Annotated in this window: 25 protein-coding genes; 21 read left to right on the top strand and 4 right to left on the bottom strand. The window is 67.8% G+C overall.

Annotated elements, in window-relative coordinates; translation table 11 throughout:
- Position 1: 1 nt before the first annotated feature.
- The 4 genes from NC595_RS14955 to NC595_RS14970 form a co-directional block, all read right to left on the bottom strand.
- On the bottom strand, positions 2-1,108 hold the full coding sequence (locus tag NC595_RS14955; protein WP_253567777.1) for an ATP-binding protein: 1,107 nt from the start codon (positions 1,106-1,108) through the stop codon (positions 2-4).
- 260 nt (positions 1,109-1,368) lie between these two features.
- Positions 1,369-1,758, bottom strand: coding sequence for a hypothetical protein (locus tag NC595_RS14960; protein WP_253567779.1), 390 nt, complete (start codon positions 1,756-1,758; stop codon positions 1,369-1,371).
- A 9-nt stretch (positions 1,759-1,767) separates the two neighbouring features.
- On the bottom strand, positions 1,768-2,079 hold the full coding sequence (locus tag NC595_RS14965) for a hypothetical protein (protein ID WP_253567781.1): 312 nt from the start codon (positions 2,077-2,079) through the stop codon (positions 1,768-1,770).
- Positions 2,080-2,104: 25 nt separating this feature from the next.
- The gene (locus NC595_RS14970) at positions 2,105-2,722 is read right to left on the bottom strand and encodes a helix-turn-helix domain-containing protein (protein ID WP_253567782.1); all 618 of its coding nucleotides are present in this window, start codon (positions 2,720-2,722) and stop codon (positions 2,105-2,107) included.
- 150 nt (positions 2,723-2,872) lie between these two features.
- Here NC595_RS14970 and NC595_RS14975 point away from each other — a divergent pair, with 150 nt between their 5' ends.
- The 21 genes from NC595_RS14975 to NC595_RS15075 all read left to right on the top strand — a co-directional run bounded on the left by NC595_RS14975 (position 2,873) and on the right by NC595_RS15075 (position 13,340).
- A complete protein-coding gene (locus tag NC595_RS14975) occupies positions 2,873-3,127 on the top strand; it encodes a DNA-binding protein (protein ID WP_253567784.1) in 255 nt (84 codons plus the stop codon).
- Positions 3,128-3,129: 2 nt separating this feature from the next.
- Entirely contained in the window at positions 3,130-3,579 is a 450-nt protein-coding gene (locus NC595_RS14980) for a hypothetical protein (protein WP_253567786.1), read from the top strand.
- Positions 3,579-5,537 (top strand): transposase domain-containing protein, encoded by a 1,959-nt coding sequence (locus tag NC595_RS14985; protein ID WP_256489192.1) that lies wholly within the window; start codon positions 3,579-3,581, stop codon positions 5,535-5,537. Before NC595_RS14980 ends, NC595_RS14985 begins: the two co-directional genes overlap by 1 nt.
- A 69-nt stretch (positions 5,538-5,606) precedes the next feature.
- Positions 5,607-6,569, top strand: coding sequence for an AAA family ATPase (locus NC595_RS14990; RefSeq protein ID WP_253567788.1), 963 nt, complete (start codon positions 5,607-5,609; stop codon positions 6,567-6,569).
- A complete protein-coding gene (locus tag NC595_RS14995) occupies positions 6,566-6,766 on the top strand; it encodes a hypothetical protein (protein WP_253567790.1) in 201 nt (66 codons plus the stop codon). The genes NC595_RS14990 and NC595_RS14995 overlap by 4 nt, the downstream gene beginning before the upstream one ends.
- Before the next feature lie 5 nt (positions 6,767-6,771).
- Entirely contained in the window at positions 6,772-7,143 is a 372-nt protein-coding gene (locus NC595_RS15000) for a hypothetical protein (RefSeq protein ID WP_253567792.1), read from the top strand.
- Complete coding sequence (locus NC595_RS15005) at positions 7,140-7,463, top strand: hypothetical protein (protein ID WP_253567794.1); 324 nt, start codon at positions 7,140-7,142, stop codon at positions 7,461-7,463. The genes NC595_RS15000 and NC595_RS15005 overlap by 4 nt, the downstream gene beginning before the upstream one ends.
- A 3-nt stretch (positions 7,464-7,466) precedes the next feature.
- Positions 7,467-7,685 (top strand): hypothetical protein, encoded by a 219-nt coding sequence (locus NC595_RS15010; protein ID WP_253567796.1) that lies wholly within the window; start codon positions 7,467-7,469, stop codon positions 7,683-7,685.
- A 3-nt stretch (positions 7,686-7,688) separates the two neighbouring features.
- Positions 7,689-8,423, top strand: a complete 735-nt coding sequence (locus NC595_RS15015; protein ID WP_253567798.1) for a hypothetical protein — start codon at positions 7,689-7,691, stop codon at positions 8,421-8,423.
- Positions 8,424-8,528: 105 nt separating this feature from the next.
- Positions 8,529-9,143 carry a DUF3164 family protein gene (locus NC595_RS15020; protein ID WP_253567800.1) on the top strand — a complete coding sequence of 205 codons (615 nt, stop codon included), beginning with the start codon at positions 8,529-8,531 and terminating at the stop codon, positions 9,141-9,143.
- A 43-nt stretch (positions 9,144-9,186) separates the two neighbouring features.
- Complete coding sequence (locus tag NC595_RS15025) at positions 9,187-9,804, top strand: hypothetical protein (protein ID WP_253567802.1); 618 nt, start codon at positions 9,187-9,189, stop codon at positions 9,802-9,804.
- Positions 9,801-10,028 (top strand): hypothetical protein, encoded by a 228-nt coding sequence (locus NC595_RS15030; RefSeq protein ID WP_253567803.1) that lies wholly within the window; start codon positions 9,801-9,803, stop codon positions 10,026-10,028. Before NC595_RS15025 ends, NC595_RS15030 begins: the two co-directional genes overlap by 4 nt.
- Complete coding sequence (locus NC595_RS15035; RefSeq protein ID WP_253567804.1) at positions 10,025-10,345, top strand: hypothetical protein; 321 nt, start codon at positions 10,025-10,027, stop codon at positions 10,343-10,345. Before NC595_RS15030 ends, NC595_RS15035 begins: the two co-directional genes overlap by 4 nt.
- A complete protein-coding gene (locus NC595_RS15040; protein WP_253567805.1) occupies positions 10,342-10,737 on the top strand; it encodes a hypothetical protein in 396 nt (131 codons plus the stop codon). The genes NC595_RS15035 and NC595_RS15040 overlap by 4 nt, the downstream gene beginning before the upstream one ends.
- Positions 10,734-11,192, top strand: a complete 459-nt coding sequence (locus NC595_RS15045; protein WP_253567806.1) for a regulatory protein GemA — start codon at positions 10,734-10,736, stop codon at positions 11,190-11,192. The genes NC595_RS15040 and NC595_RS15045 overlap by 4 nt, the downstream gene beginning before the upstream one ends.
- Positions 11,192-11,386 carry a hypothetical protein gene (locus NC595_RS15050; RefSeq protein ID WP_253567808.1) on the top strand — a complete coding sequence of 65 codons (195 nt, stop codon included), beginning with the start codon at positions 11,192-11,194 and terminating at the stop codon, positions 11,384-11,386. The genes NC595_RS15045 and NC595_RS15050 overlap by 1 nt, the downstream gene beginning before the upstream one ends.
- Entirely contained in the window at positions 11,386-11,655 is a 270-nt protein-coding gene (locus tag NC595_RS15055; RefSeq protein ID WP_253567810.1) for a hypothetical protein, read from the top strand. Before NC595_RS15050 ends, NC595_RS15055 begins: the two co-directional genes overlap by 1 nt.
- Positions 11,655-11,873 (top strand): hypothetical protein, encoded by a 219-nt coding sequence (locus tag NC595_RS15060; RefSeq protein WP_253567812.1) that lies wholly within the window; start codon positions 11,655-11,657, stop codon positions 11,871-11,873. Before NC595_RS15055 ends, NC595_RS15060 begins: the two co-directional genes overlap by 1 nt.
- Complete coding sequence (locus NC595_RS15065; protein ID WP_253567814.1) at positions 11,873-12,475, top strand: hypothetical protein; 603 nt, start codon at positions 11,873-11,875, stop codon at positions 12,473-12,475. Before NC595_RS15060 ends, NC595_RS15065 begins: the two co-directional genes overlap by 1 nt.
- Positions 12,472-12,885 (top strand): hypothetical protein, encoded by a 414-nt coding sequence (locus tag NC595_RS15070; RefSeq protein ID WP_253567816.1) that lies wholly within the window; start codon positions 12,472-12,474, stop codon positions 12,883-12,885. Before NC595_RS15065 ends, NC595_RS15070 begins: the two co-directional genes overlap by 4 nt.
- A 128-nt stretch (positions 12,886-13,013) precedes the next feature.
- On the top strand, positions 13,014-13,340 hold the full coding sequence (locus NC595_RS15075) for a putative holin (RefSeq protein WP_253567818.1): 327 nt from the start codon (positions 13,014-13,016) through the stop codon (positions 13,338-13,340).
- The last annotated feature ends 177 nt before the right edge of the window (positions 13,341-13,517 follow it).

The following is a 13,517-nucleotide window of genomic DNA, read 5'->3' on the forward strand; positions in this document are numbered from 1 at the left end:
CTCAGGCCGTCTCCAGCGGCAGGCGCAGTTCCATCCGCAGGCCGCCGAGCGGCGAGGCCACGGCAATCAGCGTGCCTCCGTGTGCGATGGCGATCCGCTGCGCGATCGCCAGACCCAGTCCGCTGCCGCCGAGGGCGCGATTGCGCGAGCCGTCGACGCGGTACAGCGGCTGGAACAGGAACGGCAAGGCTTCTTCGGGCACGCCGGGCGGCGTGTCGTCGATGCGCAGGCAGGCCTGGTCGCCCTCGACGAACACCCGCGCCTCGATCCTGCCCCCACGCTCGGTGTAGCGCAGGCTGTTGCTGAGCAGGTTGTCGATCAGCTGGCGCATGCGATCGGCATCGACATGGACCGGCGCCGCCTGATCGGCGTGGGCGATGGCGATGGTGATGCCGGCCCGCTGCGCGGCGGCCTCGAAACGTGCCACCCCTTCGATCAGCAGCTCGGCCAGGTCATGTCGTGCCGGCCGGTAGCTCAGCGACCCGGCATCGGCCATCGACCACTGGTGCAGGTCATCCACCAACCGATCGAGCCGCATCACCTCCTCGTGCACCGAGGCCAGTGTCGCGGCATCCGTCGGTCGCACGCCGTCACGCATCGCTTCCAGTTCGCCGCGCACGATCGCCAGCGGCGTGCGCAGTTCGTGCGAGATGTCGGCCATCCAGCGCTGCCGCGCGGTGTCGTGCGCCGCCAGCGCCTCGCTCAGGCGATTGACGTGCCGCACCAGATCGCCCAACTCGTCTTGCCGGTGCGTGATCAGCTGCCCGCCGAACGCACCGTCGGAGAGTTTGCGGGCCGCCTTTTCAACGTCACGCAGCGGCGCGAGCAGGTGACGGGCGAAAGCCCACGCCACGGTCATCGCCAGCAGCAGCAACAGTCCGGCCAGCCAGATCATCCCGCGCACCTGCGCAGCGAGGAACGCGGTATCGCGGGGATCGGCCGGACGACTCAGCGGGCGCAGCGCCAACCAGCCCACCACGCTGCCATCGACCCGGATCGGGCGCTCAAGGGCGCCCGGTGGCGGGATCTCCCCCGCGACCACGGCACGGTCGGCATCGAGCAGACTGACCCTCGACGGCAGAGGCGCCGACGGGGGCTGCGCAACCACCGGCGGAGGGGGCGGTGGCGGCGGTAGCGGTGGTGGCGGCGGCGTTGGAGGTGGCGGCGCCTCTGTGCGGGGACACGGGGTTTGAGGAATCGGGACAAGGCGGAAAATAGAGGGACGAATCGGGATGAAATGGCTTCAGATAGCCAATTGAAGCCCGAGAGCGAGTGAAAAGCGCGCCGATCCCTTGGTTTGCAAAATAGGCGCGGAATCGGGTGCAGAGACAGTAGGTTTGCAAATTGAAGGCGGAGCGGTCCGCGCGTTCAAGCTCCGCTCGAAAGGCGTTTAAGGCGACGCCGCTGGACCTCGCGGACCATCATAGTGACCAGGAAGATCATGATGGTGGCGACGACGCCGAAACCGGCCCCTACCAGGAAGGGCTGGGCCGTCATGCGGATGAAGCCCTGGTCGTAGGTCCAGCTGATGAAGGTCCAGGAGTGGTTGTAGCGGAACATGCTGTAGTTCCACCACGACCAGGCCAGCCACCCACAGACAAGAATCGCCCGGCTGAGCAAGCGGCCCCAAGGAGCCGCGGCGCGCAGGACATTCCCGAGCGTGTCCTCCCTCAAAAGGCTCACCTCCTGTGGCGTAGCGGCCTCAGCAAGGAGGGCGCGGAGGCGTCGGACCTTCTCCGTGTCGTGGTTTTCGCTCATGTTGCTGGTTCAGCGAGCCGGGGGAACCCCAATAGGATCACAGGCTGCGTCAATCGCAACGCCAGCCGCAGCGAGCCGGTCGACCAGGTGCTCCAACTGGTCCAGTTCCAGCCCGGTAATCGCCTCGCAGCCCGCGCCGTACACGAACGCGTCCAGAGTGACCTCCAGCGAGTACCGCGCGGCCAGCAGCCGGGCCTGCTGTATCAAGTATTTTCGCCGGATCGTGCCCAGCGGGCCGCGCCTGCGCGCCATTTCCACGTGATCGGGCACCCTTGCCTCCTGGAGCAAGCGGCGCACCGCTGAAACCTTCGCTTCTTTCATCCATAGCCCCCTTTGGCCCAGTGATTCAAGCCGCGGCGGCGCGCGCGAAGCGCAGCACCTTGGCCTCCGGCAGCCCTTCCTCCAGGAGTTCGTAGATCAGGGTGACCAGCTCGGCGTGCTTGTCCGGCGGCAGCTCCCTGTTACCTAGCGCCTCGCTGGCCAGCTGCAGCGCGATCTTCAAATCCTCGCGTCTCACCGCCTGCGAGGCACGTTCTTGCGGCTCCTGGGCGGTGGCCAAGCCTGCAACGAAGCCCTTCAGAGCTGCATCGCGCCTACGGTAGGCCGCCTTCACAGCTTCATCGTCCGGATCGCCCAGGACGATCATCTGGGTGTCGCGTTCGGCCTCCGTCATCTCCGATTCCCACATCGGCGGAACGCCACCGAGCAGCCACGCCAACGACACTCCCGTGCCTTTCGCCAGCGCCAAACAGCGCTCGACTGAGGGCTCTGCGCCATCGATCCACTTCCTCACCGCGGTTTCGGACGATCCACTCCGTCGAGCGACCTCAGCAACCGAACCAAAGTGCTGAACAAGCGCGTTCGTCCTGCCGGAGAACGAGCCAAGGTTCGCGCCTGAAACCTTGGCCGGACCGTGAGAAGCCCCGTCCCGAGCCAATGTTGAACCTAACTTTCTGTTTTTCATGACCAGTGGCTCCACATGTCGCCGCGGCGGGCCGTTCCCTAACTTTGGTTTTGAATGTGTCGAACCCCTGGTGTTGACAGCCACACCAAAGTGACTAATATCTGCACCGTAGATAGGAAAACTTTGTTTGCCACACATCAGGGGACAACGATGCAAAAAATCGCGCAGGCTCTGACGCCCGATCAGGTACGAAATCGGCTGCGAAGCCAAGGCAAGACCCTCACCGAGTGGGCGGTCGAGCATGGCTATCGCCGCCAGGACGTCTACCGGGTCATGGGCGGTCAATCCAAGGCGCGCTTCGGTCTCGGCCACGAAATTGCAGTGGCCCTTGGCCTGAAGGTGCCGGCGAATGAGCCTAGCACCCCACTCGGCGACCGCAATACGCAGCAGCGCTCGGTCGCATAGACATGGGCGGTATTCGTTCGCGTACGTCGGGCGGGCACACGGGCGACCTGTTCGCCATTCCCGTGCCCGCCAGCCCACTGCCGGGCTCGATGGACTACCGGGCCGTCGTCGCCCACCTGGTGGCCAGCATGATCGCCGAGAGCGGGCTCACCCGGTATGCGATTGCCGCCCAGGTCAGCGAGCTGGTGAACAAGGACGTCAGCAAGTACATGCTGGACGCCTACACCGCCGAGAGCCGCGACGAGTTCAACGCGCCGGCCTGGCTGCTGCCCGTCATCGAGACGGTGTGCAAATCCCACCTGTATTCCAACTGGCTTGCCGAGATCCGCGGCGGCCGGCTGCTGATCGGCCGCGACGCGCTCGCCGCCGAGCTGGGCCGCATCGAGCGCCAGCGCGACGAGCTGGGCACCCAAGCCCGCACCATCAAAGAGCAGCTGAGGAAGGTGCGGTGATGGCCGACGGAAATGCCGCACAGTCCTGGTTCGCCGCTGCCTCGTTAGAGGGTCTTCCAGGGCTTCCATCTGACCGAAGTGCGCTGATCAAGATGGCCAAGCGCCTGAACTGGCAGTCGCGCCCGCGAGCTGGACGTGGCGGTGGCCGAGAGTACGCCTTCAGCTCCCTGCCCACCCACGTGCAGGCCGCGCTGCTACTGCGCGAGCGCCCAGCCATCGAGCCCAAGCCGCGCGTGAACAAGCTGGCCCCCAGCGACGCCCAGCTCCGCTCAGCCTGGCAGCGCTACGAGCAGGCCAAGCAACCCATGCGGGACATCGCCGCGCAGCGCGTGAAGGCGCTGGACACAGTGGCCCAGCTCATGCGGCACGGCCACTCGCTGATGGACGCCCGCGCCATCGTCGGCGCGCAGCTGCAGCGCGACGGCATGCGCGGAGGCAGCGCCGCCAGCATCGCCCGGTGGCAGAAAGACGTGGCCCACGCCCAGCCGCACGACCGCCTGGCGCTGCTGCTGCCGCACTACACCGGCCGCACCGCCACGGCCGAGATCGAGCCGGAAGCGTGGGAGCTGTTCAAGGCCGACTACCTGCGCCTGGAGCAGCCCACCGCCGCCGCCTGCTACGACCGCCTGCAGCGCATCGCCGCCGCCCGTGGCTGGCAGCTGCCGAGCCTGAAAACCTTCACGCGCCGCGTAGAGCGCGAGCTGCCCCGCGCCGTGCGCGTGCTGGCTCGCGAAGGTGACGAAGCCCTAGCCCGCACCTACCCGGCGCAGGAACGCGACCGCAGCCACATGGTGGCGATGCAGGGCGTGAACGCCGACGGCCACCGCTGGGACGTGCGCGTGCGCTTCCCCGATGGCAACGAGGGCCGCGCGTGCATCGTCGCCTGGCAGGATCTCTACAGCGGAAAGATCCTCGCCTGGCGCCTGTGCGACCACGAATCCAGCGACGTGGTGCGCCTGAGTTTCGGCGACCTGGTGCGCCAGTACGGCATCCCCGGCTCGCTCTACCTGGACAACGGCCGCGCCTTCGCCAGCAAGTGGATGACCGGCGGCACACCCAACCGCTACCGCTTCAAGATCCGCGAGGAAGACCCGGCCGGCGTCATTACCACCCTCTGCGGTGCGGATAACGTCCACTGGGTCACCCCGTACCACGGCCAGGCCAAGCCCATCGAGCGCGCCTGGCTCGACTTCTGCGGCCGCATCGCCAAGCACCCAGCCTTTGCCGGCGCCTACGTCGGCAACAGCCCGGGCAACAAGCCGGCCAACTACGGCAGCCGCGTCATCGAGTGGGCCGAGTTCGAGCGCGTCGTCACCAGCGAGATTCACGCGCACAACGCGCGCCACGGCCGCCGCACCAAGGTATGCGCCGGACGCAGCCTGGATGCCACCTTCGCGGCCAGCTACGCCCACGTCACCGCGCGCAAGGTCAGCGAGGAGCAGCTGCGCCAGCTCATGCTGGCCGCCGAGGCGGTCACCGCTGACCAGCGCGACGGCAGCGTGCGCCTGGACGGCAACCGCTACTGGACCGAGGCGCTCGCCGAGCATGCCGGCCGCAAGCTGGTGCTTCGCATCGACCCGTTCCACCTGCAGGGCACCGCCCACGTGTATGCGCTCGACGGCACGTTCATCGCCGACGCGCCCTGCGTGGCCGCGGTCGGCTTCGCCGATACCCAGGCCGCCCGCGAACACGCCCGCGGCCGCCAGCAGTTCAAGCGCGCCGCCAAAGACATGCTCGCCGCCCAGCGGCTTATGGACGCCGCCAGCGTCGCCGCGCAGCTGCCCGATGCCACACCACCGGCGCACGTCGCCGCCGCGGTCACCGCGCCGGTATTCGGCCTGCACGGCAAGAAGCCCGAGCGCGTGGAGCAGCCGAAGGCCACCGGAACCGAGGGGCCAAGCGCGCTCGACATGCTCATGTGGAAGCGCGCCCAGCAGATGAAAGACGACCAGTTCTAAAGCGCCGCGGCGGTGCGCCAACACCGCCGCGACTAGTCAGCAGCACCCACCACCGAAGGGGAATCAACGATGACCGACACCGCCAACGTCACCCAAATCTATCAGGGCGACGCCGAGCTGCGCGATCAGATCCGCAGCATCCTCACCACCGACAAGCGCCTCAGCCAGGCGCTGCTTTCCAAGGAAGCCGGCTTCAGCGCCGCCACGCTCAACCAGTGGCTGCTCGGAAAATATGCCGGCGACAACGAGTCGATCGACAACAAGCTGCGCATCTGGCTGGACGCCCACAACTCGCGCCGCGCGGCGCGCAACGCCATGCCGGTGGCGCCCGACTTCGTGGTCACGCCCACCGCCAAGCGCATCCTGGGCACGCTCGGCTACGCGCAGATGGCCGGCGATATGGCCGTGATCTATGGCAACCCGGGCGTCAGCAAGTCCGACACCAACAAGTACTACAGCAAGAACAGCCCGAACGTCTGGATCGCCACCATGACGCCCAGCACCTCCGGCGTGGTCACCGCCCTGCAGGAGATCGCCGAGGCGCTGGGTCTGGATGCGGATGGCGGTGCGCGCGCCATCAAGAAGCGCATCTGCAAGCGAGTGCTCGATACCAACGGCCTGCTCATCTGCGACGAAGCGCAGCACCTGTCCGTCGCGGCCCTGGACGAAATCCGCGCCATCCACGACGCCACCGGCGTCGCCATCGCCCTGGTGGGCAACGAGGGCGTGTTCGCCCGCATGCACGGCGGCCGCGAGGCCACCAAGCTGGACCGCCTGCAGAGCCGCATCGGCAAGCGCCTCAAGATCCCGCAGGCGACAACCGAGGACATCAAGGCGCTGATCGCCGCCTGGGGGATCACCGACGAAAAGTGCGAGCGCACCCTGGTCGAGATCGCCCGCCGCCCCGGCGCACTGCGCACCCTCACCAAGACCTTGCGCCTGGCCAGCATGTACGCGGCGGCCGAGGGTCGCGCGGTGTGCTGCGAAGACGTGCGCGCCGCCGCCACCGAGCTGATGGACGGCGGCAAATGAGCGCGCCGCCGCTCACCGTCCAGCCGCTGTCGTTGCGTGAGCAGGCCCGGCTCACCGGCCTGATCGACGCCCTGGCCGGCTACCTCGGCAAGCCGGGCGACTGGGGCTACGACACGCAGCTGGGGCTGTTCACCATCCAGGTGCTGGCGATCCGGCAGCAGCTGAAAGCCGCCACGCCCGAGCCGGCCGCGGGGTAGCCGCCATGCAAGCCGACCTGTTCTGCAGCAACGACATGACGCCCGACGCGGTGCTGGCGGAACTGCAGCACAGCGTCGGCGAAGCACGCGGGCGCACCGCCGACGAGCTGGTGCTGGCCATCACCGGCCGGCGCAGCGAGGCCCAGCAGCGCCGTCTGCGCCAGGTGATCGAGGCCCTGCGCCTGCAGGGGCACCGCATCTGCGCCGACCCGACCCACGGCTACTACCTGGCCGCCACCGACCACGAGCTCGACCGGTCCTGCAGCTTCCTGCTGAGCCGGGCCATGACCACCCTCCGACAGATCAGCGCGATGAAGCGCGTGGCCCTGCCGGACCTGCACGGGCAGCTGGGGCTGCCCCTGGAGCCAACACCATGAACCAGCATTCGAAGAAGCTTCGCCGCGCCATCGAGCTGTGGTTGAAGCGCCACAGCAACCTCACCGTGCAGTCGATGAAGAAGGCCAGCGCCTGCATCGCGTTCCTGCAGCTGCACGGCTGCATCGTCCAGCAGGTCACCGTGCGCAAAGACCACGTGATCATCGACATCGACCAGCCTGGACCGTGGCTCAAAGGCTCCATCCACATCACCCGCGTGCATGGCAGCGTGCGCCAGGTGGTGAAGACCACCTCGGTGCGCGGTTGCCAGGTGAACTGGATCGAGCTCGAGCAGCACCAGCTGCTGCGGCGGGAGGGCTGAGCCATGACCTTCGATGACGACTTCCTGCAGATCAACTTCCAGGGCGGCACACGGCGCGTGCTGTGCAAGTCAATCGGGGTCGACTGGCCTCCCCCCGAGAAACTCAGCTTTCAGGGCTTCGCCCTGGAGCGGGTCAGGTTTTCCCAAGTGTCGGACGATGATCGAGCCGGCATGGAATTCCTGATGCGCGGCGCTGAATACAACGTCGCCGCGGAGGGCTGAGCCATGTCCACCGCTCCCGCAGACGTCCTGCGCTACCTCGGCAACTGTGATCACCCGATCGACGTGCAGGTGCTGGCCAGCGCGCTCGACACCGCCGACATCAAGGGCCTCAACTACACCCTGGGCAACCTCGTGCGCTCTCACCAGGTAGAGAGGCATCACAAGGGCGACGGCATCCTGCGCTATTCGATTCATGGCGTGGGGCCGGCCGCGTCCCCTGCGCCGGCACCGGCACCAACCCCAGCCCCAGCCCCTGCACCTGCACCTGCACCTGCACCTGCGCCAGTCGCCGCGAAGCCAAAAGCCGAAGCTCCAGCCCATCCGGTGCGCAAGGAGTCCACCGCCAAGGCCGTGCGCGACTACATCGCACGGGTCGGCCGCGCCGTCACCATCAGGGAGCTGGAAACCGAGCTGCCCGACCACAAGCCCGCGGCCATCAGCAGCTCGGTCCACCAGGCCGTGAAGGACAAGCGGCTGATCTCCCGCCGCATCCTCGGCACCAAGCGCGCCGAGTACCTGCTGCCGCCCGAGGTCGGCCTGGTGGCGGCGCTCGACCAGCGAACCAGCAGCAGCGACGACCGAAGCACGCTGGTCGCCAAGCTCACCTGTGCCCTGAAGTCGGCCGAGGCCGCCCGGGACTCCTACCTGCAGGCCGTGATCGGCAGCCAGCCGACCTGGCAGGCGCTGGAGACCAACGTGCAGCTGGTGCGCGAGGCGCTGGAGGCGCTGCAGCCATGACCGACCCCGACGACGAGTTGCCGCCCTGGCTGGGCGAGCGCCTGCGGCAAACCACCCACGACATCCACCGCGCCGCCGCCGAGGCCGCGCAAGACGAGGAAGACCATGACTGACACCACCATCCCCCACGGCCATCGCAAGGACGCCCAGGGCCGCCTCGTGCCCGAGAGCCAGATCAAGCCGATCGACAAAGCCCGCGACGAGCTGGTGAAAGAGCTGTTCAACAAGGCCCAGGCCGTGCACGACGCCATCAAGGCGTTCAAGCGCGCCGCCTTCAACGACATCGCGGCCTTCGTCGAGCTGAGCGCCGAGGAGTACGGCGTGGCCCGCGGCGGACACAAGGGCAACGTGAGCCTGCTCAGCTTCGACGGCGAGCTGAAGGTGCTGCGTGCGATGGCCGACTCCATCCAGTTCGACGAGCGCCTGCACGCGGCCAAGGAGCTGATCGACGAGTGCATCAAGGAATGGACCACCGATGCGCGCCCCGAGGTGGCCACCCTGGTGCAGGACGCCTTCCGCTCCGACCAGGCCGGCAAGATCCGCACCGGCAACGTGCTGGCCCTGCGCCGCCTGGACATCAAGGACGAGCGCTGGCTGCAGGCGATGGAGGCCATCGGCGACGCCGTGCAGGTAGTGGGCTCCAAGAGCTACGTGCGCTTCTACCACCGCGACCGCAACGGCCAGTACCGGCCGCTAGCGCTCAACATCGCGGAGGTGTGACATGGCTAAGTCAGGGGTAAGCAAGGCTATGCGCGATCGCGTGATGTCCAGCGAGGAGACACCGCGTGTCACGTTCCGTTTCTTCAAGGTCACCGAAGGTCCACTGATCGAAGAGCTCAACAAGATCTTCGACGAGCAGGAGCTCGCCTTCGATGCTGCGAGGGAGATCGCCAAGGCTGTCGGCGCAACCGCTCCAGCGCTGTATTGCCGGAGCTGGCTGTTCCAGTTCGAAGAGGCCCCGCCCGAGGCAACGTGGAAGTGCGAACACAGGCAGGGCACCGAGCGCTATTACAAGCCGATCCGGCGCAGCCTCGTGGGCCGCAAATGGGCGGATGAAATCAAGAGGCTGAAGGTTCCTCGGCATCACAACGACGCACTCTCGGTAGTTGACCTGACGAAAGGCCCGGCAGTGGTTGAGGGGCGGCACTGGTATGCCCCTGTTGTGTGGGGCTGGATCGATGGCCCGCTGTTCCTGGTGAAGGTTCCTTGGCGTGCCTATGCACCGGAGATCCTCGACGCCTACCGCGCCATGCGTGATGCCGGGGAATACGGATCCGGCGCAATGGACCATGCGCTCTGGGTTCCACACCCGACAATGCAGGAAATCGAGGAGTGGGAGGCGCTGAAGATCGCCGCCGATCGCAAGGCGGCCGCCGCATGAGCACCCACACCTGCCACTGGCCCGGGTGCAACCGCCCTGTGCCACCCGCCAAGTGGGGCTGCCGCCCGCACTGGTACCAGCTGCCGCTGGAGATCCGCATGCGGATCTCCGCGGCCTACGTGTCCGGCCAGGAGATCACCAAGACGCCCTCGCGCGCCTACATCGAGGCGGCGCGCGAGGCGCAGGACTGGATCCGCGCCAAACAACAGGGGGAATGCGCATGACTTTCACACTGACCCCGGTGCGCTGCTGCCACGTCTGCGGTTGCACCGAGACCAACGCCTGCGCCGGTGGCTGCTGGTGGATCGGTCCCGATCTTTGCAGCGCATGCGGCCGCGACAGCCGGCAGAACCCCGCCCACGGCGATCGCGTCACGGTGGGCACGGAAACCCGCGAGGTGGAGCGGGTAAACGGCGACCAGGTGATCTACAGCTGGCCCGGCGTCGTGGCCGTGCGCACGCTGCGGCTCGCCGCGTGGAGGGCCTGGGCGGCGAATGCCACCGGCTGGACCAGCGAGCCGAACAAGGGCGCAGCGGCATGAAGCGCGAGCAGTGGCAAGAGCTGGAGGCTCGGCTCAAGTTCCCCGGCGCCACGGTCAAGCTGCAGTGCGATGGCTACCTGGTCACGTTGCAGGTGCAGCTCGACAGGATGCGCATGGTCATCGCCGTCTATGTCGACGGCTGGATGCGTGGCGAGTGGATGAGCACGGACTGCGAGCAGCGCCGCCGCTTCCTGCGGCCCAGAACAGTCAAGCCCAAGCCCTACACCAAGGCGCAGATCAAGGTGCTGGGCAAGAAGTGGTGCGAGCAGCAGTTCGCCAAGCTCACGCACACCTACTACACGCCGATCTGGCCGACGATCCCGCCGCTTCGCCGCCACTTCGAGAAGCACAACGCCAGCGTGGAGCTGGCCGCCGAGGAGACGCCGGCATGATGAGCCCCGTCACTGGCCCGAGTCGGGCCATCAAGCTGCGCAACCGCGAGCTGGCCGCCATCCACGTGCTGGCCAGCAAGAAGCTGCACCTGGACCGCGATACCTACGTGGCCCTGCTGCAGCGCGTGGGCAACGTGCGCAGCTCGGCCGACCTGGACGCCACCGGCCGCGGCAAGGTGCTCGACGAGCTGCGCCGCCTGGCCGGCGAAGGCGAGCGGCAGATGCGCAACGCCGTGAACCTGCCCGATGCCCCGCAGAACGTGCGCGAGGAAATCGCCGGCATGGTGGCCAAGGTGGGCGCGATCCTCGCCGAGACCGGCAAGCGCTGGAACTACGCCCACGGCACCGCACGCCGGATGTTCAAGGTGCAGCGCGTGGAGTGGCTGCGCCCGGATCAGCTGCACAAGCTGGTGGCGGCGCTTCAGATGAGCGCCAACCGGGCGCGGAGGAAGTGATGCACCCGGAGGAAGTCGAAGAGCGGCGCGTGCGCTGGAACGAGCTGTGGCGCACCCGCTTCGTCAAGGAAGTGGCGAAGTTGCGCCCGTGCCTGCACGGGTTGATCCATGCGCTGCTCAAACAGGCCTATTACGCCGGCACCAACGATGAGCGCCGGAAGCACGAGCCGCAACGGCTGGGGGGATTCGACTGATGTTCAAAGCGCTGTTCTTTATCGAATGCGCACCGGCAGGCGCGAAGGCGAGCATCGACCTCGCCCACGAAATGACCTGCAGCGGTCGCCTGCCGTTCGTGCCGCACCCGGGCATGCAACTCTCGGTGAGCCACGATGGCGACTACTTCACCGTGGAGACGGTGTTCTGGAAGGTCGATGTGCCGGACGTGCTGGAGGTGTTCTTCCGTGAGGACATGCACCACGACGAGGAGTACTTCGCTCGTCAGGGATGGGAGGCCGTCCGCTGATGCCCGCGCTGCTCTCCTACGACCTGTTCCCGCATGAGCCCATTCCGCGCGCCAAGCCGCGCGTGATGATGCACGTCATCGATGCCGGCGTGGGTCTGGCGCTGTTCCAGTGCGCCCGCTGTGGCCACGAGAGCGACTGGGTGCCCTACGGCAGCCTGAGTGACGCCAAGCGCGGCATGCCTTGCCCGCACTGCAACCCCGAGCAGGCGCAGGGCTGATGCACGTCACTTGCCCCTGCTGCAGCGAATCCTTCCCGATCGCCGCCGGCCTGCTGGAGCCGGACGGCAAGCGGTTCGGCATGCTGCTAGCCGGCATGGAGCCGGCGCTCGGCCGCGCCACGATGGATTACCTGCCGCTGTTTGCCCCCGGCAAGCAGAAGCTGCGCCTGTCCAAGGCGGTGAAGCTGGTGGCCGCGCTCGATGCCCTGGTGCGTGAGGGCACGGTGTGCCGCGACGAGCGCAACGGCGTGCGTCGGCCGGCGTCGGCCGCGCTGTGGGTGGCCGGCATCGAGCAGATGCTGGCCCAGCGCGATCGCCTCACGCTGCCGCTGGCCAACCACAACTACCTGCGCATGGTGGTGTTCGGCCTGGCCGACCAGGCAGACCACGCCGCCGAGCAGGCGCGCGAGCAGTCGCTGCGCTCGGGCGCCGCACGCACGCGCATCGGCCCCAGCCCGCCCAGCCAGGCCGGCGATCCGCTCACCGAGCAGCTGCGCTACCTCGACCAGATGCGCGACTTCGGCCGGCTCACCGACGACGAGTGGGACGCCGAGCGCCTGAAGGCGTTCAAGCGCTACGGCCGGGAGCCGGTGCCGGCGTGAGCGCGCTGCCGCTCCAGCAGATCGACGCGGCGGACCTGCCGCCGCGCCTCGCCGAGCTGGCCGAGCTGATCGGCCTGCCGGCGACGCTGCGCCTGGTGGAGGCGCGCGGCGGCACGCGCGTCTATGTGCCGGACACAGCCAGCGCCGACCACTGGCTGGTGCCGCTGATCGGGCTGCCGGCGCTGCAGCAGCTGGTCGCGCATCGCCCGCGCGAGTACCTGGAGCTGGACCGCGCCGCCGCCGCGCTGCGCGCCGCGCGTGACCGCAAGATCATCGCCGACCATGCGGCAGGTGCATCGACCACGAAGATCGCGCTAGAGTGCCGCCTCACGCAGCGGCAGGTGTTCAACATCCTTGCCCGCGCCGAGCCGGAAGCACCCGAGCCGGACCTGTTCGACCAGGCGCACTGAAGCGCTTCACCCTGACCCCGCACACCACCGATCCGTAGCCTGAAAGCGTAGCGCGTACCTCCCTGCGCGCTTCGCCCGCCGGCCGGCTGTCCCCCTGCAGCCGGCCGGCAACTTTTCAGGAGCACGGCATGTCGGGAATTACCCAGCGTTTGAGCACCGCTTATCAGCGGTTTGCCAACACCGTGGACGGCGGCGGCCGCATGGTGCTGTGGGCACTGCTGTCGTTGCTGGTGCTGGGCGTGATCGCCTACGGCATCAACCCGGCCAAGGTCGGCAGCTACCTGTGGATCGTCTGCAAGCTGAGCCTGGCCGCGGTGCTGGGCTACGGCTTCGACCGTGCGGCCAGCCCCGGCGCGCGGCCGGCCGACCTGGAGGGCATCGAGCGCGCGATGGCGCAGACGCGCCGCGCTACGCTGATGGCGGCCGCGATCATCGCCGCGGGGCTGATGCCGTGATCTGGCTAGTCTTCGCAGCCGCCTACCTCCTCGTGCGTGGATCAATGCTGATCCCAAGCAGCTGGGACAGCGCCAGAAATCCTCTGGCGCCGTATCGTGCCCTGCGCGGTTTGATCTATATCGCCATAGGCTTCACCTTGTGGCTGATCGTGCGAGGCTCGCTGTGATCGGCGGCCT

The organism is Dyella lutea (genome assembly GCF_024158035.1).
GTDB classification, from domain to species: Bacteria; Pseudomonadota; Gammaproteobacteria; order Xanthomonadales; family Rhodanobacteraceae; genus Dyella_A; species Dyella_A lutea.